Below are 17,339 nucleotides of genomic sequence, written 5' to 3'. Positions count from 1 at the left end.
CGATTTATATTCGTAAGAAGGCTCTCACTGCCGCTAACAGCAGTGAGAGCCTTCTTCTCTTCTAGCATCAACATTCTCCTATCACTTCTTCCGCCTACTCAATCTGCCAGTCAATTGGCTCGATCCCATGTTCCTTCAGGAAATCATTCGTCTGGCTGAACGGCTTGCTCCCGAAGAATCCACGATATGCCGACAGCGGACTCGGATGCGGTGCCTTTAAGATCAGGTGCTTCGGATTATCAAGCATTCTGGCTTTCCGCTGTGCCGGAGCGCCCCATAAAATAAATACAATCGGACGATCCTGACTGTTAAGCGCCATGATCGCCGCATCGGTAAATTCTTCCCAGCCGATCCCGCGATGGGAATTTGCCTGATGTGCGCGCACAGTCAGTACTGTATTCAGCATAAGTACGCCTTGCTCTGCCCACTTCGTAAGGCATCCGTGATTTGGAATTTTGCATCCAAGATCATCGTGCAGTTCTTTATAAATATTCACCAGTGACGGTGGTACTTCCACACCTTTTTTCACCGAAAAGCAAAGTCCATGTGCCTGTCCGTTGTTATGATACGGATCCTGCCCAAGAATTACAACCTTTACCTTACTGAGCGGTGTCAGATGAAATGCATTGAAAATATCATCTGCCGGCGGAAAGATAAGCCTCGTCCGGTATTCTTCATTCACTTTATTAAATAATTCTTTATAATAAGGTTTCTTAAATTCCCCTTTTAACGCATCTAACCAGTCATTGTTAATCGCAGACATACTCTTTTCCTTCTTTTCTCTTACTGCTATATGGCAGTTTCATTTCTTATGTATTTTCCTATATATTATTCAATATCATCTGTCCGGCTCCTGTGCCTACAAACGCACGGATACGCCTTTCTCTCGCAGATACTGTTTTACTTCTTTGATCTCCAGTTCTTTATAATGGAACAATGAAGCCGCCAGTGCTGCATCTGCCTTTCCATCCGTCAGTGCTTCATAGAAATGTTCCAGCGTTCCGGCTCCACCGGATGCGATTACCGGAATATTTACCGCTTCCGCAATGGCTCTTGTAAGCTCCAGATCATATCCTGCTTTTGTTCCGTCGCAGTCCATGCTCGTCAAAAGAATCTCTCCGGCTCCAAGACTCTCTACTTTGTGCGCCCATTCCAACGCATCAATTCCAACGTCTACACGGCCACCGTTTTTATAAATATTCCAGCCACTTCCATCTGCCCGCTTCTTTGCATCAATTGCAACAACTACACACTGACTTCCAAACTTGTCTGCCGCTTCAGAAATGAGATTCGGTGTATTGATTGCCGAAGAATTGATGGAAATCTTGTCTGCTCCCTCGCGCAGAAGTGCCTTAAAATCGTCCACGGTACGGATTCCACCGCCAACTGTAAATGGAATAAATACATTCTCAGCGACTTTTCGCACCATATCTACGACCGTCCCACGATTATCGGAAGATGCCGTAATATCCAGAAATACCAGTTCATCTGCTCCAGCCTGATCATACGCTTTCGCAATCTCAACCGGATCTCCGGCATCTTTCAAATCTACAAAATTCACACCTTTTACTACCCGACCGTTATTTACATCCAGGCATGGAATAATTCTCTTTGTATGCATCTAAACTACCTCCGCTTATAATTCCACAAAATTTTTCAGAATCTGAAGTCCGATATCACTGCTCTTCTCCGGATGGAACTGACATGCAAATACATTGCCTTTCTCCACCGATGCATGAATATGTGTGCTGTATTCGGTTGTCGCAGTTACAATATCTTCCTCAGCCGCCTTCAGGTAATAAGAATGTACAAAATATACATATGGATGTTCCGGAAGATTCTTGAACAGTCTTCCATCATTCTGAAAATCCAGGGAATTCCAACCCATATGCGGTATCTTAAGTCCCGGGTAATCCGGAATTCTTAAAATCTCACCTTTTAAAATGCCAAGTCCTTCCACTCCAGGTGTCTCATCACTTCGTTCAAACAAGAGCTGTAAGCCAAGACAGATTCCGAGAAACGGCGTTCCTCTCTCCACTACTTCATGGATCACCGGCTCCAGTCCGTACTGATGAATCTTTCCCATTGCATCACCAAAGGCTCCCACACCCGGAAGAATAACTTTGTCTGCTGTAAGAATCCGTTCTTTATCTCTTGTAATGCAGACGTCCTGTCCCAGATGGATCATTGCCTTCTCTACACTTTTAATATTACCGGCATCATAATCAATAATTGCTATCATATGTTTTTGCTCCTAATCAGTATGTTTTACCATTTTATCACTTTGCCACGTTAAAATAATAGCACATCCCTTATAGCTTGTCGATATGAAACTTTCCTACTTCCGATCTAGTGTAAACCAGAATTCCACGCCATTTTCATAATTCTTCACACCATACTCCTGATGGAAGGATTCCATAATCGCTTTTACAATAGAAAGACCGATTCCATTACCACCATACTCTCTTGTATGCGCCTTATCCACTTTATAAAATTTATCCCAGATATGGTTAAGATCTTCTTCCGGGATCGGCGATCCTGTGTTAAACACTGTTACTTTCGCTCTGCTTTCCTCCATATAAATCTTTACTTCCACAATCTTCTCTCCGTTCAGATGGTGGAAAGCATTGCTCATATAATTACGAATTACCTGTTCTACTTTGAATTCATCTGCCCATACATAGACCGGTTCATCTCGCCGGAAGTTCACCGTAGCATTACCCTGCTGTGCCATGATATCCATACTCTGGATAACGCCTCTGATTACTGCTGTCAAATCAAAACGTTCAAAAGTAATATCCTCATCGCCAAATTCCAGCTGGTTAAGCGTCAGCAGATTACGAACCATATTATTCATCTTGCTAGCTTCGTCAATAATCACATCACAGTAAAAATCCATGCTTTCCGGATCGCTGGTCACGCCGTCCTTCAATCCTTCGGCATATCCCTGTATCAACGCCAGCGGCGTCTTTAATTCATGGGATACATTTCCCAGAAAATCATTACGCATCTGTTCCAGTTTTTCTTTCTGTTCAATGTCTTTCTGCAAATTATTATTAGCACTCTTTAAGTCCGAAATCGAGCGTTCCAGTTTCCACGACATCTGGTTGAAATTCTCGCCCAGTTCCGCGATCTCACTCGGTCCTCCTCCGGTATACTTCGCTTCAAAATCCTGATTTGCCATCTTCTCTGATAATGTAGCCAGTTCTCTTACGGGCGCCGTCAGACGCTTTGAGAAAAACCATACAAGAATTGCACAGATAATAAGCGCAGCAGCTCCGATGTAAAGGAGAAACCGATTCGATAGCTGTACGCTTTCTTTGATACTCTCCAATGGACTCCGGATCAGGAAAGTCTCACCGTCTGAGAATGTTCCCCACATTTCAATATACTCGGTCTGCGTCCACGGCTCTTTTGTCTGCCGGATCTGATAATTCTTTTTCTTTAAAAGAACCTTGCCATTTTTCTGTGCCTGATTAAGAAGGTATCCCATCAGCTGCTTCCGGAGCAGATCTTTATCATGTACATTCGTTATAATACTCACATCATCCGAATCGGAATTCCTGTTATCCAACACCAGAAATGATATATTATTCTTTTCTGCCATTTTCTGAATACGGTTAGATACCGTATTGTCTGTAATGTTGTCTTTTTTTATCGCCGTACGAAGTTCCTTGTACATTTTGATAAATTCAGTCTGCTTATTTCTTACATAATAAGGTTCCAGGAAACGTACATTTGTGATCCACATTGCGCCAATCATACAAACGATCATGCATATAAATACAGCAATCATCTGCCTTTTAATCGACTGTTTTTTCATCTATTCCACCTCGAATTTGTAGCCCATACCCCAGATGGTTTTGATATAATTGCCTTTGTCGCCTAATTTATTCCGAAGTTTCTTTACATGCGTATCAATCGTTCTTGCATCTCCGAAATAATCATAATTCCACACATTGTTCAGGATTTTCTCTCTGGACAACGCAATTCCCTGATTTTCTACAAAATAAGTAAGTAATTCAAATTCTTTGAAACTCAGGTCGATCTCTTTGCCATCGATCTTGACCATATGTGCCGATTTGTCAATCTCAATTCCGCCTGCATCCATTACAGAAGAAGCATCTATGCCATGTGTTCTGCGAAGTACCGCTTCTACACGGGCAACGAGGATCTTCGGGCTGAACGGTTTGGAAATATATTCATCAATCCCGAGATCAAATCCCTGCAGTTCATCCCGCTCTTCCGATCTCGCTGTCAGCATAATAATCGGCACTTTGGAACTCTGTCTTACTTCCCGGCATACCTGCCATCCATCCATCTTCGGCATCATCACATCCAGAATAATCAGAGCAATCTCTTTCTCTTCATAGAAAATCTCCATCGCTTCCATTCCGTCTCCGGCTTCGAGTACTTCAAATCCTTCTCTTTCAAGAAAGTCTTTTACAAGCTTCCTCATCCTGCTCTCATCATCTACTACCAGTATTTTGATCTTATCCATCAAAAACCCTCCTTCTTTGTATCTTATACTACCAAAAAAGTTTGTCTGTTCTGTGAATTAATCTTCCTGTATTCCAAGGATCTCCGCAAGTACTTCAATAATGATCTCATTCGTGCAGGACTTGATATATCCCATCATATGAAGAGAAATCTCATCCTGTTTCTGTGCCTCTGAAAGAGAATCATCATGCTTCGTCTGATCGATGAGCTGGATGAGCTGCGGTGTCAGATCTTCGTAAATATCCAGCGTCTTCTGCGTTACCATTTTCCGTAAATCTTCTTTTTTTACCGGTACCATTCGTGTTCCTCCCTTTCGTGCACTATACGCGAAGATTCCGCACTTTGAAATCTCTCTGCGCTTCTCTCTTCTGGTCTTTCTTCGCAATATCCTGTCGTTTGTCGTACAGTTTCTTACCTTTGGCAAGACCGATTTCTACTTTTACAAGACTGCCTTTGAAATAAACTTTGAGCGGCACGATCGCCATTCCTTTTTCTTTTGTCTTACCGATCAGTTTATTGATCTCTGATTTGTGCATCAGAAGTTTCCGTACACGAAGCGGATCTTTATTAAAAATATTTCCCTTCTCATATGGACTGATATGCATGCCGTAAATGAACACTTCTCCGTTTTCAATACGGATAAAGGATTCTTTGATACTGCATTTCCCCATACGCAGGGACTTTACTTCTGTTCCATGAAGCGCAATTCCTGTTTCAAAATTCTCTAATATAAAATAATCATGGTATGCTTTTTTATTATTAGCAATCATCTTGCCATTTGCCTTAGCCATCCTGTTTTTCCCTTTCCCTTGCAAATTTGAAATCTATTGTCCGTAAGAATCTGTCTGTATCCAGTACACAGATTCTCACACGCTGTCCCAGCTTATAAGTCTTTCCTGTATGCATGCCGACCATCTCATGCCGTTCTTCATAATACTCATAATGATCGTCTGTCATGTTTACGACATGTACCAATCCCTCTATTGTATTCTCCAGTTCTACATACACGCCCCATTTCGTAATACCGGAAATCACACCTTCAAAATATTCTCCGATATGTTTTTCCATGTATTCCGTCTTTTTCAACTTGACTGTCTCGCGTTCTGCCTCTTCTGCTCTTCTCTCCATCTCACTGGACTGTTTTGTCACTTCTTCAAGGATTGCTTCATAATGCGCACGTTTTTCCGGTGTCATCCTGCCTCTTAAATTATCCTTGATGATCCTATGGATCTGAAGATCCGGATATCTCCTTATCGGTGACGTGAAATGGGTATAATAGGAAGCTGCCAGCCCGAAATGTCCAGCATTTTCCGGTGTATATTTTGCCTGTTTCATAGACCTTAATGCCAGACGGCTGATCAGTGGCTCTTCCGGTGTGCCTTCAACTTTGCCAAGCAACTTTTGTATTTCTTTTGGTCGAATTTCATTTACGCCAAGATGCATGGAATATCCAAAATTATTGATAAACAGCGCAAGTGCCTGCATCTTTTCCTCATCCGGCGCTTCGTGCACACGGTATACAAATGGCAGCTCCTGCCAGTAATAGTCTTCTGCCACTGTTTCATTTGCCAGCAGCATAAAATCCTCAATCAGCTTCGTAGCCACATTTCTCTCATATGCACGAATCTCAACCGGTCTGCCTTTTTCATCCAGAATTACTTTTGCTTCCGGAAAATCAAAATCAATCGCTCCACGCTGTTTTCTGTGTGCTCTTAAGATTCCCGATAACGTTTCCATCTGTCTGAACATCGGGACCAGTTCTTCGTATTTCCTGCACTCTTCCTCGTCCTCTTCTGTCAGGATCTTATTTACACTGGTATAACTCATTCTCCGGTCTACATGGATCACCGTCTCAGTGATTTCGTGATCAATCACAACACCCTTCGGGCTGACTGTCATAATACAGCTCAGTGCCAGTCTGTCTTCTCCTGCATTCAGCGAACAGATCCCATTGGACAATGTCTGTGGAAGCATCGGTATCACGCGGTCTGCCAGATATACACTCGTTCCACGCTTCAAGGCTTCTCGATCCAGTGCACTGTTCTCCTGCACATAATTTGTCACATCTGCAATGTGAACGCCGAGAATATAATTCTCTCCTTCTTTTACAAGCGAAACTGCATCATCCAAATCTTTCGCATCTTCTCCGTCAATGGTAACCATCTGCCAGTTTCTTAAGTCCTTGCGCCCCACGCGGTCTGCCTCACTGACCGGCTTAGCCACGCGCTCTGCCTGGTTCAGCACTTTCTCCGGAAATTCTGTCGGCAGATTGTAACCTTTGGCGATCGACAAAATATCTGTTCCCGGCTCATTTGCATAGCCAAGAACTTCTGTAATCTCTCCTTCCGGTTTATGTCTGTCATCCCCGTAGGAAGTAAGCTTCACGACAACCTTCTGTCCATCCAATGCACTTTTATCCTTTTCCGCCGGTACAAATATATCCTTTAATATCTTCAAATTATCCGGAAGCACAAATCCATAGCTTTTTCCTTTACGCTTATGATAAAGCCCTACGACTGTCTTAAGCTCATGCTCCAGAACTTTTGTGATCTTGCCTTCCTTACTTCGCCCCTGTGGAGAACGGATAATCGTAAACTCAACCACATCGCCGTCCAGCGCACCACCTGCATTCTCCTCAGCGATAAACGTATCGTCCGGATCGTCTTCTACTACAACAAAGCCGAAGCCACGCTGATTAGCACGGTATCTTCCTGTCAGTTTCTTCGCCTCTCCTTTGCAGTATTTCCCACGCTTGGAAAGATATATTTTTCCTTCTTCTTCCAGCTCTTCCAGAATCATACGAAGAGCATCTCTGTCCTCTTTTGCAACTTGCAGAAGGACTGCAAGTTCTTTAAATTTCATAGGTGTATACAAATCGTCACAGATCAGATCGTGCACAACCTTTTTTCTTTTTTCAAATGTTTTATCCACGTCTTACAAATCCTCCATAAATCCATTTAATATTAGAAAAAAGGCACCCCCATACAGGAGTGCCCTACCCATTCATTCTCATCATCTGCAATCTACGCAAATACTTTTAAATTCAACACTGCTGCCAGCACAATAAAAAGAATCGCAAGCATCTTCGTACCTCTTACAAGTGCTCCTTCCATAGAACGTCCCTTGTTCTGTCCCCAGTATGTGTCTGTTGACATACCTCCGATGGAGCCAAGTCCCTGTGTCTTACCTTCCTGCATCAACACGATAGCTGATAATGCGATACAATCTATTGCAAATATAATCATTAAAATCGTTTTTAAAATATCCATCCCTTTACACCTCCTGCGGATAAACCATGTATATTTTATCATAGAGGCGGTAGATTCGCAAGCTTTATTTTCTGGTTTTCCTGTGATTAATTCCGCGTTTTTGTAGGATACTGTGCAATCTCTCCCAGCCGTTCCTCAATCCGCAGTAACTGGTTATATTTTTCTACCCGCTCCATTCTGCACGGTGCTCCGGTTTTAATCTGTCCTGCCTGAAATGCAACCGCAATATCTGCGATCATCGTATCCGCAGTTTCTCCTGATCGGTGTGATATGATTGTCTGATATCCGGCGCGCTTTGCCAGTTCAATCGCATCAAACGCTTCTGTTAGCGTCCCGATTTGATTTACTTTGATCAGAATCGCATTTGCAACTTTTTTCCTGATTCCTTTTTTCAGCCTCTTCGTATTTGTCACAAACAAGTCGTCCCCCACAAGCTGTGTATGAAGCCCAAGCCTTGTCGTAATCAGTTCCCAGCCATCCCAATCTTCTTCGTCCAGTGGATCTTCCAGCGATACAATCGGAAAACGTTCCAGAAGCTCTTCGTAATAATCAATGAGTTCCTCAGATGACCGGACGCAAGGTTTCCCCTGCATCTTTCCTTCTCCTTCAAATACATACTTCTGAAAAGTAGAATCATACAGTTCGCTCGCTGCCACATCCAGTGCAAACGTAATATGCTGTCCCGGTTCATATCCGGCACGCCGCACTGCTTTTTCCATCCATTCCAACACGGTCCCGGCATCCGGAAGATTCGGTGCAAACCCGCCTTCGTCACCGACCGCAGTGCTTAATCCTTCTTCTTTCAGGATCTTTTTCAGCATCTGATACACTTCCGCACACATCCTTAATCCTTCCTTATATGTCTCTGCTCCAGATGGTACGATCATAAATTCCTGGATATCGATCGTATTGTCGGCATGTTTTCCCCCATTCATAATATTCATCATCGGAACCGGAAGCATCTTCACATTTACACCGCCCAGATATGAATACAGCGGTATGCCAAGTGAATTTGCAGCCGCTCTTGCAACTGCCATGGATACTCCAAGCATTGCATTGGCTCCCAGATTGGATTTATCTTTCGTTCCGTCCAGTTTTTTCAGCATCTCATCGACTGCTGCCTGATCAAAAACATTCATCCCAATCACCGCCGGTGCAATTCTGGAATTTACATGGTCTACTGCCAGCTCCACTCCCATACCGCCGTATCGTTCTTTTGTATGTTTTATTCCCGGTTTCTTTTCCAGGTTCTTCTCCCTTTGCCTGCCATCCCTTAGTTCCACGACCTCATAACGCCCGGTCGATGCACCGGACGGCACAGACGCCCTGCCACAAAATTCATCCGCCGCAAGCACTTCTACTTCTACAGTCGGATTACCTCTGGAGTCCAGGATTTCTCTTGCGTACAAATCCGTGATCGGTAAATATTTGTACATGTTTTTTCCTCCTTACAGAGGATATTATGCACCGGTTTTACGTTTCTGATACACCCGGACGTGCATGAACTTTCCGTCGCACAAAATAAAAACAGATGACCTGAAGCACAATCGTTATCATCCATGATACCGGATAAGAAATAAATAAAATATCCAGTGAACGGTGGTTCGGGAAGATTCCAAAGATCCATACAATTCTCGTACCTACTGTTCCTATGATTGACAGGATCATCGGCACAGATGAATATCCCATACCACGAAGAGCTCCCGGAAGGAGATCCATGATACCACACAGAAAATAAGTAAGTGTCGTATAAGTCAGAACTTCCATTCCACAACTAATAACCCGCGGATTCGTTGTATATATTTTCAGTACCTCCGGTCCGAAGAAATACATTCCACCGCCAAGAATCAGCATAACTGCAACCGATAAGATTATACAGTCAAACAGTACCCGATCCATTCTCTTCCATTTACCGACTCCGTAATTCTGGCTTGTAAAACTCATGCATGCCTGTGTGATCGAGTTCGTTGACACATACAAAAATCCAAACAAATTGTTGGCTGCTGTATACCCTGCCATTGCAATTGAACCAAAAGAGTTTACCGAAGATTGTAATAATGCGTTGGAAAAATTAATAACTGTGCTCTGGATTCCCGCCGGCAGTCCTACCTGGAAAATCTGCTGCACATAGCAGCCACGGATCTTAAGATCTCTGAAACGTAACTGATAACTTGCCTGTGACCGTTGCAGACAGCGAAGCACAAGCGCACAGGAAATTCCCTGCGCAGTAACAGTTGCGATTGCCACTCCGGCAACGCCCAGATGAAAAGCAATAACGAGAAAAAGATTCAGACACGCATTGACAACACCTGATACGATCAGGAACAACAATGGCCGCTTTGTATCTCCGACTGCACGAAGGATCGCCGCACCATAGTTATACAGCATAAAAAATGGCATCCCGGCAAAATAAATCCGCATATATAAAGTGGACTGACCGATAACATCATCCGGTGTTCCCATAAGTTCCAACGCACCTCTGGCAAAAAAGATACCGACAAACAGCATTACTACACCGCTTATAAGCGCCAGCATAATCGCTGTATGTACCGTTTCCGACATTTCTTTATCTTTTTGTGCTGCATAGAATCTTGCTGCGAGCACATTTGCCCCAAGTGATATTCCGATAAATAAATTCGTAAAAATATTAATAAGTGCTGTTGTTGAACCGACAGCTGCCAGTGCCTGACTTCCGCTGAATCTTCCAACCACAATAATATCTACCGCATTAAACAAAAGCTGTAAGATTCCGGACAAAATTAACGGCACAGAAAAAGAAATCAATTTGTCCATAATGGTTCCATTGCACATATCAATCTCATATTTATTCTTTTTCAATTGATTCACCTCTCCTTTAGATTTTCAATTACTCATACCGCAATAAGTATAACACTTCTGTTTTACTTCTGTAAACCAGCAGCACTTGTTCACACTTTAACCGGTCAGCACATGATCCAGCGGTGTATCTTCCCGAGGTGAAAATCATCTTTTTTTAAACACGTAACATTCCGGCAACACATTCCAGCAGAGTCAGAGACAGCATAACATTGATGATACGGAAATTACCGGAAAGCAGAGTTCCTTCTCCACTTCTTTGATCGCATTGGAAAGGCTGGGTTGTGAAATATGCAATTCCCGCGCGGCTTCACTGATCGAGCCTTTCTTTGCCACTGTAAGAATATATTTTAAATGCTGTAATGTCATATTATCCTTCCCTGCAGATTCCTACCACGCCAAATGCTCCCGGACCTCCGTGACAGGTGATCACACCCCCGGTACGCACCCATGTGATTTTCTTCACGCCACACTCTTTTGCGGCATTTTCTGCAATTTCTTTTGTATGTTCATCCATTCCCGGAGACCAGATCAGATACAGTTCACTAAGATCCAGTTTCTGTTCTTTGATATATTCCTGGATTACTTTTACTGCAATCTTCTTCATTTTGCCACGATGCTTCTTCGTGGCCTGCAAATATCCATCCAGAATCTCAATCTGTGGATGCAGTTTTAACAGCTCTCCTGCAATTGCCGCACCATTGCTGACTCTTCCGCCTGCTCTTAAGAATTTCAATGTATCAGGTATAAAACACATATGTACACTTGCTGAAATCTTCTCCGCCGCTTCTTTCGCCTCAGAAAGTGTCCACTCCGGATGCGCCTTAATTGCTTTTGCGGTTTCAACCACCACCATATACTGACCTGCTGCCACATGTTTTGTATCCACACAGGCAATTCTTTCAATATCATCTGTATCAATTGCAATCTGGGCGCTCTGGTAAGAACAGGTTGTCACTGCTGAATATGCCAGATATAAAAGCTCACACTCCGGATCTTCCTCTCTGATTTCTGCGATTACACGCCGGAAATCTTCCGGTACGCTTCCACTTGTCCGCGGCAACTCACCGGTCTTCTCGTAATACGCATAGATTTCTTCTGCCGGAAATGTTCCGTCATCCTTCGTATCTTTTCCAAAGGAGACGTGCATCGGCACTAATTTTATCCCATATTCTTTCGCCACTTCTTCTGTTATATCCGAACCCGTCTCGGCTAAAATCACAATCTTGCTCATTCTAAATAATTTCCCTTCATCTTTATCACGTAGTTTTTATTACTACATTTAATTGTATCTCATACATATCTGTGATACAATTTACAAAAGACGTGAAAGTGTAAGAAAGGAGCCTTCTCATGACACGAAAATTATTTTCCAGAAAATACACAAAGCGGACACGTTTTACCCGACAGTGTATCGGAGAAGCGATTATTGCTCTTGTTTACAAAAAAGACTTTGATTCCATTACCATCTCCGACATTGTAAAAACTGCCGGCGTATCCCGCATGACTTTTTACCACTATTTCAAAGATAAAACCGAAGCTCTCGGCAACTATCTGCAGGAAGTCATTGACGGTTATCAGGAAGTCTGCCCGAAAGACATTACCCTTGTCATGCTTCGCCGTGAGACATCGATCCGTCAGGCACTGCATTATTTTGATCAGTACACTTCTCTGTTTCTGACATTAGAAAAAGCCGGTTTGTACTCCCTTATGATTAATGCCATCAATGACTATATGCGTATTTATGTCGCTCCTTATTACTCCGGTTCTATCTATGAATTGTATTTTTACGCAGGTGCACTTTTAAATACATTCATCGAATGGGAAAAAGGAAAAAAGAAAGAACCTGTCGATGAAATCGTACAGATTCTTCTTTCTCTGACTACTGATTAAGGATACAGCGCGCTACCCACAGACCATTCGCAGATGCCTGCTGCAGTCCTCTTGTAATGGAAGCACCGTCTCCCATCGCACGTAATCCTTTGATGCTGGTCTCAAAATCCTGTCCAACTACAACTTTATTGGAATAGAACTTCACTTCCACGCCATACAGCAATGTCTCATCCGACGCAATACCCGGTGTTACTTTATCAAGTGCCTGGATCATCTCGTCAATCGCAACCATGATTCTGTGTGGAAATACCAGTGACAGGTCTCCCGGCACTGCATCTTTCAGTGTCGGCGTAATATTGTTACGGTGAAGACGCTCTTCTGTTGTTCTTCTTCCCCTGCGGAAATCTCCGTATCTCTGTAGCAGGATCTTACCGTCACTTAACATATTGCCAAGCTGTGCGATATGTTTACCATATTCGATTGGTGATTTAAACGGCTCTGTAAAATTCTTGGATACAAGAAGTGCAAAGTTCGTATTCTTTGTCTTCATATCTTTTGATTTATAAGCATGTCCGTTTACAACGGCAAGCCCGTCATCATAATATTCTGTCGCAACTTCTCCTGACGGATTCGTACAGAATACACGTACTTTATCATCAAAGGTTGGTGTATAGTATACAAGCTTTGCTTCATACAGTTTCTCATTAAGTTCCTTCATGATCTCATCACGCACTTCCACACGAACACCGACATCTACTGTACCATTCTTGGTATCGATGCCATGTTCCTTACAGATATGCGAAAACCACTCAGAACCTTCACGACCGATTCCGGCTACAATTTCCGGTGCATAGAACGCCTCGCCCTGCTCCGTGAGCACACCTTTTGCAACGCCATCTTCTACCAGAATGTTCTTCACCATTGTCATAAATTTTATCTCAACACCGCTCTTTATCAGATGTTCCTGCAGTCTTGTATAAATCTTATAACCTTCTTCCGTTCCCAGATGACGGATCGGACATTCGATCAGCTTCAGATTCGCACGGATTGCTTTAGTACGAATTGCTTCGATTGCCTCATAGTCTTCAATGCCGTATACCTTCTTATCTGCTCCGAATTTCAGATAAATATCATCTGCCTCATGAATCAGTTCTTCTGCTTTCTCATATCCTAAAATCTCCGGCAGTGTACCGCCGACATCCGGTGACAGCGATAATTTTCCATCGGAAAATGCTCCTGCTCCTGCAAATCCGGTTGTGATGGAACACGGCTGACATCCCACGCAGACTTTCGTCTTACGCTTCGGACACTGTCGCTTTTCTATAGATCTTCCTTTTTCCAGCATAAGGACTTTCAGATCCGGTTTCTGCCGCGTCAGTTCATAGGCGCAGAAAATTCCTGACGGACCTGCTCCTATAATAATTACATCATATTGATTATTCAATCATTTTCACCTTCCTGGTTTTATATTCGTGCAACACTCCTGTGGCACAGAACAAACCGGTGAGAGCTCCCCGGCTGTTCTGGTAATGGATCTAGTGATGGAACAGACGAATACCTGTAAACGACATTACCATATCATACTTGTTGCATGTATCGATCACATTGTCGTCACGTACAGAACCACCCGGCTGTGCAATGTATTTTACACCACTCTTGTGGGCACGTTCAATATTATCCCCAAATGGGAAGAATGCATCCGAACCAAGTGATACATCTGTCAGCTTATCCAGCCATTCTCTCTTCGCTTCTCTTGTAAATACTTCCGGTTTTTCTTTGAAAATATTCTCCCATGCCCCGTCAGCAAGTACATCCATATAATCTTCACCAATGTAAAGATCGATCGCATTATCTCTGTCTGCACGGCGGATTCCATCTACAAACGGAAGATTCATTACCTGCGGAGACTGTCTTAACCACCAGTTATCTGCTTTCTGACCTGCCAGACGTGTACAGTGGATACGTGACTGCTGTCCTGCTCCGATACCAATTGCCTGTCCGTCTTTGACAAAGCATACAGAATTTGACTGTGTATATTTCAGAGTGATCATAGAGATCGCAAGATCAATCTTTGCCTGCTCTGTCAGTTCTTTATTCTCAGTCACAATCTTAGCAAAGAAATCATCATCAATCTTTAATTCATTTCGTCCCTGCTCAAAAGTAATTCCAAATACTTCTTTGTGTTCCATCGGATCCGGTACATAATCCGGATCAATCTGGATAACATTGTAATTGCCTTTTTTCTTTGCTTTTAAAATCTCCAGTGCTTCCGGCTCATAGCCCGGTGCGATCACACCGTCTGACACTTCTCTCTTGATCAGCTTTGCAGTATCTACATCGCACACATCAGACAGCGAAATAAAATCACCGAAGGAAGACATACGGTCTGCTCCTCTTGCTCTTGCATAAGCACTTGCTAGCGGAGACAACTCTCCAAGATCATCTACCCAGTAAATCTTAGCCAGTGTATCGCTCAGCGGAAGACCTACGGCAGCGCCTGCCGGTGATACATGTTTAAAAGAAGTTGCTGCCGGAAGTCCGGTTGCTTTCTTAAGCTCACTTACAAGCTGCCATCCATTAAACGCATCCAAGAAATTAATATATCCCGGACGTCCGTTTAACACTTGGATCGGCAGATCTTTTCCATTCTTCATATAGATCTTAGATGGTTTCTGATTCGGGTTACAACCATACTTTAATTCTAATTCTTTCATGTTTACACTCCTGACTTTTCATATGTGATTTCTATATTCTCTATATTCTGTTCTTACTGGTTCTTGTTGACAATTCTTGTCTCATACTCTCCTGTTTCGATATCAATATAACGTACAAATAAAGATACTTTATTGTCTTCATTCAGGCTGCTCCACAGAAGCTCTGTAAATGCATCGATTCCATCCGGGATCTGAACAAGCTTCGGCTCTCCCTCAAAGCTTGGCAGTGGATTGGCATCATGCTGGTATGTATGAATGAAATGTCCTTCTCCTGCTGCCGGATTCTCATATGCAAATGTATAGCGGTTACATCCGGAAGGATCACCATTATTACTCTTAAGAATAGACATGGCATAGTTGTATTTTCCATTCTCAATATGCATAATACCGGAAATACGTGGTGTATAGTTCGGTCCGTCCGGTTCAAATTCACGGCTTCTCAATGACTGTTCGAATGTCATCTGCTTATCCATACCTTCATAGATCGTATCGGTCTGATCTCCGTTTGTAACGATCGTCTTATTCCCCAGTACACGAACCGGTGCATAGATGATCAGGCTCGGATCTGTCAGTTTCGCCGGATCAAATGCCTGTGTACGGATTCCCTGTCCGTCTTCTACAAACACACGGTTCCGGCTGTTCTCACTTCTTCCCATAATAAAATAGGCAGTTACAGCTTTACTTCCGTCTGCACTTCTGCCTATAACGATACCTCTTCCTGGATAGGAATTTTCTTTCAGTTCTTTTTCAATTGCTAACATTTCCATAAGAATACGTCTCCTTCTTCTGATTGGTTTTAAGCTGTGCATTCATTATATAAGAAATCTGGAATTGATACAAGTGTCAACAACCGAACTCTTTCTTTTGTTTGCTCTGAAAAGCATTAATTTTGTTAAGATTATATTACAATTTTATTACATTTTTATGCAATTTTTATCTTGTACGCAGAAATAAAAAAGAGTAAAATAAATGCGGTTTTGAAATCTATTCGCTAATCCAGGAGCAGATATTATGGAATCAAAGAACAGACAAAGAGATTATTTATTCGATAACTACAAAGTATTATTGATCATTCTGGTCATCATCGGACATTTTACCGAGCCATCCTATCGAAATAATGATTTTTTATATACTTTAAAATGGCTGATTGTGTCCTTTCATATGCCGGCATTCATTTTCATATCCGGCTATTTTTCCAAACGTGAACTGACTTTTGCAAAATTATTTCAAAAACTGGTTATTCCGTATTTGATTTATGAATTTATATATTATTTCTTCTATATTTATGTACTTCATAAAGAAACCAGCTTATATCTGTTATATCCGAAGTTCTCCCTTTGGTATATTTTGGCTTTATTTGCATGGAGAGCTGTCACACCGTATTTCAAAAAGCTTCCATACTATATGTTGCTTTCTGTCGGACTTGGGCTCTTGATCGGATGCAGTGATATGGCTGACAATTTTTTAAGCCTGCCGAGGATTCTTGTATTTTATCCATTTTTCCTCGCCGGAACTATATTTTCCAGAGATACTCTGAATACTCTCCGCACAAGAAAATGCCAGCTCTTTTCCGCATGTGTTATTGCAACATTTATTCTTTATTTGATTTTAGATGAAACACACACAGAATATTCGCCGAAAATTTTTTATGGCAGATACAATTATGATTTCTTAGGACAGACAAACGCCGAAGGAATCTTCTGCCGGTTATTCTGTTATGCAGTAAGCTTCATTCTTACATTTGCTATTTTTAGTCTTATCACAGACCGCCAGAATCTGCTTTCCTATATTGGAAGCCGGACAATGGCAATTTATCTGTTTCACGGACTGACCTATTCTTATCTGAAAGAATGTACAACACTGCTGGATCATGTGGATACTCTGACAAAATCTCTCATTCTGCTCTTCTTCTGTACGGCTCTGGCACTGCTGTTTTCTGCATTGCCATTCAGCAGACTGACCGGCCTGGTTTCCAATCTTCCTACAGTACTTAAACTTTCCATACAACAGTTAGCTTTCCCGTTCCGTTTTCTTCCTGTGCATTATCTGGAAGTTTCCAATCCGGCACTGGAACCTGGAACGCTGCAGTTGTTTAGCTGTACCCTTTCCACTAACAGAACAGATTAAAGGCTTTCCTTCATTAACGACGTACGCTGCCTGCCCCACTCATATAAAAAGAAGACCTCTG

The 17,339-nt window shown here is 42.6% G+C and carries 17 protein-coding genes and 1 pseudogene; 2 read left to right on the top strand and 16 right to left on the bottom strand.

Going from position 1 to position 17,339, the window contains the following annotated elements; genetic code table 11:
- Positions 1-94: 94 nt before the first annotated feature.
- The 13 genes and pseudogenes from DW152_RS12720 to DW152_RS12660 all read right to left on the bottom strand — a co-directional run bounded on the left by DW152_RS12720 (position 95) and on the right by DW152_RS12660 (position 11,838).
- A complete protein-coding gene (locus DW152_RS12720) occupies positions 95-763 on the bottom strand; it encodes a uracil-DNA glycosylase (protein ID WP_118288781.1) in 669 nt (222 codons plus the stop codon).
- 96 nt (positions 764-859) lie between these two features.
- A complete protein-coding gene (gene hisF, locus DW152_RS12715; RefSeq protein WP_118288780.1) occupies positions 860-1,621 on the bottom strand; it encodes an imidazole glycerol phosphate synthase subunit HisF in 762 nt (253 codons plus the stop codon).
- Positions 1,622-1,636: 15 nt separating this feature from the next.
- On the bottom strand, positions 1,637-2,242 hold the full coding sequence (gene hisH, locus DW152_RS12710; RefSeq protein ID WP_118288779.1) for an imidazole glycerol phosphate synthase subunit HisH: 606 nt from the start codon (positions 2,240-2,242) through the stop codon (positions 1,637-1,639).
- A 96-nt stretch (positions 2,243-2,338) separates the two neighbouring features.
- The gene (locus DW152_RS12705; RefSeq protein ID WP_021861319.1) at positions 2,339-3,823 is read right to left on the bottom strand and encodes a sensor histidine kinase; all 1,485 of its coding nucleotides are present in this window, start codon (positions 3,821-3,823) and stop codon (positions 2,339-2,341) included.
- Positions 3,824-4,501 carry a response regulator transcription factor gene (locus DW152_RS12700; protein WP_117538396.1) on the bottom strand — a complete coding sequence of 226 codons (678 nt, stop codon included), beginning with the start codon at positions 4,499-4,501 and terminating at the stop codon, positions 3,824-3,826. It abuts the gene before it with no gap.
- Positions 4,502-4,558: 57 nt separating this feature from the next.
- The gene (locus tag DW152_RS12695; RefSeq protein WP_117538395.1) at positions 4,559-4,798 is read right to left on the bottom strand and encodes a hypothetical protein; all 240 of its coding nucleotides are present in this window, start codon (positions 4,796-4,798) and stop codon (positions 4,559-4,561) included.
- 22 nt (positions 4,799-4,820) lie between these two features.
- Positions 4,821-5,291: an SsrA-binding protein SmpB gene (gene smpB / locus DW152_RS12690; protein ID WP_021861316.1), complete on the bottom strand. Its 471-nt coding sequence runs from the start codon at positions 5,289-5,291 to the stop codon at positions 4,821-4,823.
- Positions 5,284-7,431, bottom strand: coding sequence for a ribonuclease R (gene rnr / locus DW152_RS12685; protein ID WP_118288778.1), 2,148 nt, complete (start codon positions 7,429-7,431; stop codon positions 5,284-5,286). The genes smpB and rnr overlap by 8 nt, the downstream gene beginning before the upstream one ends.
- 92 nt (positions 7,432-7,523) lie before the next feature.
- Positions 7,524-7,769, bottom strand: a complete 246-nt coding sequence (secG, locus tag DW152_RS12680) for a preprotein translocase subunit SecG (protein ID WP_117538392.1) — start codon at positions 7,767-7,769, stop codon at positions 7,524-7,526.
- 86 nt (positions 7,770-7,855) lie between these two features.
- Positions 7,856-9,205, bottom strand: coding sequence for a phosphopyruvate hydratase (eno, locus tag DW152_RS12675; protein WP_118288777.1), 1,350 nt, complete (start codon positions 9,203-9,205; stop codon positions 7,856-7,858).
- 37 nt (positions 9,206-9,242) lie between these two features.
- Positions 9,243-10,580 carry an MATE family efflux transporter gene (locus tag DW152_RS12670; RefSeq protein WP_118288799.1) on the bottom strand — a complete coding sequence of 446 codons (1,338 nt, stop codon included), beginning with the start codon at positions 10,578-10,580 and terminating at the stop codon, positions 9,243-9,245.
- Positions 10,581-10,847: 267 nt separating this feature from the next.
- Positions 10,848-10,973: pseudogene (locus DW152_RS12665) on the bottom strand (LysR family transcriptional regulator); the annotation flags it as partial.
- 1 nt (position 10,974) lies between these two features.
- Positions 10,975-11,838, bottom strand: coding sequence for a DegV family protein (locus DW152_RS12660; protein WP_118288775.1), 864 nt, complete (start codon positions 11,836-11,838; stop codon positions 10,975-10,977).
- A 119-nt stretch (positions 11,839-11,957) separates the two neighbouring features.
- Between DW152_RS12660 and DW152_RS12655 the strand changes: the two genes are divergently transcribed.
- Entirely contained in the window at positions 11,958-12,497 is a 540-nt protein-coding gene (locus DW152_RS12655) for a TetR/AcrR family transcriptional regulator (protein WP_021861310.1), read from the top strand.
- On the opposite strand, the gene DW152_RS12650 is transcribed toward DW152_RS12655, so the two are convergent.
- The 3 genes from DW152_RS12650 to DW152_RS12640 form a co-directional block, all read right to left on the bottom strand.
- Positions 12,487-13,881, bottom strand: coding sequence for an NAD(P)/FAD-dependent oxidoreductase (locus tag DW152_RS12650; protein WP_118288774.1), 1,395 nt, complete (start codon positions 13,879-13,881; stop codon positions 12,487-12,489). The genes DW152_RS12655 and DW152_RS12650 overlap by 11 nt on opposite strands.
- Positions 13,882-13,972: 91 nt before the next feature.
- Complete coding sequence (locus DW152_RS12645) at positions 13,973-15,151, bottom strand: phosphoribosylaminoimidazolecarboxamide formyltransferase (RefSeq protein WP_021861308.1); 1,179 nt, start codon at positions 15,149-15,151, stop codon at positions 13,973-13,975.
- Between the two features lie 53 nt (positions 15,152-15,204).
- A complete protein-coding gene (locus DW152_RS12640) occupies positions 15,205-15,918 on the bottom strand; it encodes an IMP cyclohydrolase (RefSeq protein WP_021861307.1) in 714 nt (237 codons plus the stop codon).
- Between the two features lie 244 nt (positions 15,919-16,162).
- On the opposite strand from DW152_RS12640, the gene DW152_RS12635 reads away from it, so the two are divergent.
- Positions 16,163-17,278 (top strand): acyltransferase family protein, encoded by a 1,116-nt coding sequence (locus DW152_RS12635; RefSeq protein WP_118288773.1) that lies wholly within the window; start codon positions 16,163-16,165, stop codon positions 17,276-17,278.
- Positions 17,279-17,339 lie beyond the last annotated feature (61 nt).

Origin of the sequence: Dorea sp. AM13-35, from assembly GCF_003473885.1 — a bacterium.
Classification (GTDB): Bacteria; Bacillota; Clostridia; order Lachnospirales; family Lachnospiraceae; genus Dorea_D; species Dorea_D hominis.
The sequence above is the reverse complement of the archived record's forward strand: the minus strand, read 5'-3'. Positions and strand labels throughout refer to the sequence as shown.

Coding starts and splice junctions, on each gene's coding strand:
- eno (WP_118288777.1), bottom strand. CDS start 9,205: ATGTACAAATATTTACCGATCACGGATTTGTACGCAAGAGAAATCCTG.
- DW152_RS12635 (WP_118288773.1), top strand. CDS start 16,163: ATGGAATCAAAGAACAGACAAAGAGATTATTTATTCGATAACTACAAA.
- DW152_RS12700 (WP_117538396.1), bottom strand. CDS start 4,501: ATGGATAAGATCAAAATACTGGTAGTAGATGATGAGAGCAGGATGAGG.
- DW152_RS12655 (WP_021861310.1), top strand. CDS start 11,958: ATGACACGAAAATTATTTTCCAGAAAATACACAAAGCGGACACGTTTT.
- DW152_RS12695 (WP_117538395.1), bottom strand. CDS start 4,798: ATGGTACCGGTAAAAAAAGAAGATTTACGGAAAATGGTAACGCAGAAG.
- DW152_RS12705 (WP_021861319.1), bottom strand. CDS start 3,823: ATGAAAAAACAGTCGATTAAAAGGCAGATGATTGCTGTATTTATATGC.
- DW152_RS12645 (WP_021861308.1), bottom strand. CDS start 15,151: ATGAAAGAATTAGAATTAAAGTATGGTTGTAACCCGAATCAGAAACCA.
- secG (WP_117538392.1), bottom strand. CDS start 7,769: ATGGATATTTTAAAAACGATTTTAATGATTATATTTGCAATAGATTGT.
- hisH (WP_118288779.1), bottom strand. CDS start 2,242: ATGATAGCAATTATTGATTATGATGCCGGTAATATTAAAAGTGTAGAG.
- hisF (WP_118288780.1), bottom strand. CDS start 1,621: ATGCATACAAAGAGAATTATTCCATGCCTGGATGTAAATAACGGTCGG.
- DW152_RS12720 (WP_118288781.1), bottom strand. CDS start 763: ATGTCTGCGATTAACAATGACTGGTTAGATGCGTTAAAAGGGGAATTT.
- DW152_RS12670 (WP_118288799.1), bottom strand. CDS start 10,580: ATGTGCAATGGAACCATTATGGACAAATTGATTTCTTTTTCTGTGCCG.
- DW152_RS12660 (WP_118288775.1), bottom strand. CDS start 11,838: ATGAGCAAGATTGTGATTTTAGCCGAGACGGGTTCGGATATAACAGAA.
- smpB (WP_021861316.1), bottom strand. CDS start 5,291: ATGGCTAAGGCAAATGGCAAGATGATTGCTAATAATAAAAAAGCATAC.
- DW152_RS12640 (WP_021861307.1), bottom strand. CDS start 15,918: ATGGAAATGTTAGCAATTGAAAAAGAACTGAAAGAAAATTCCTATCCA.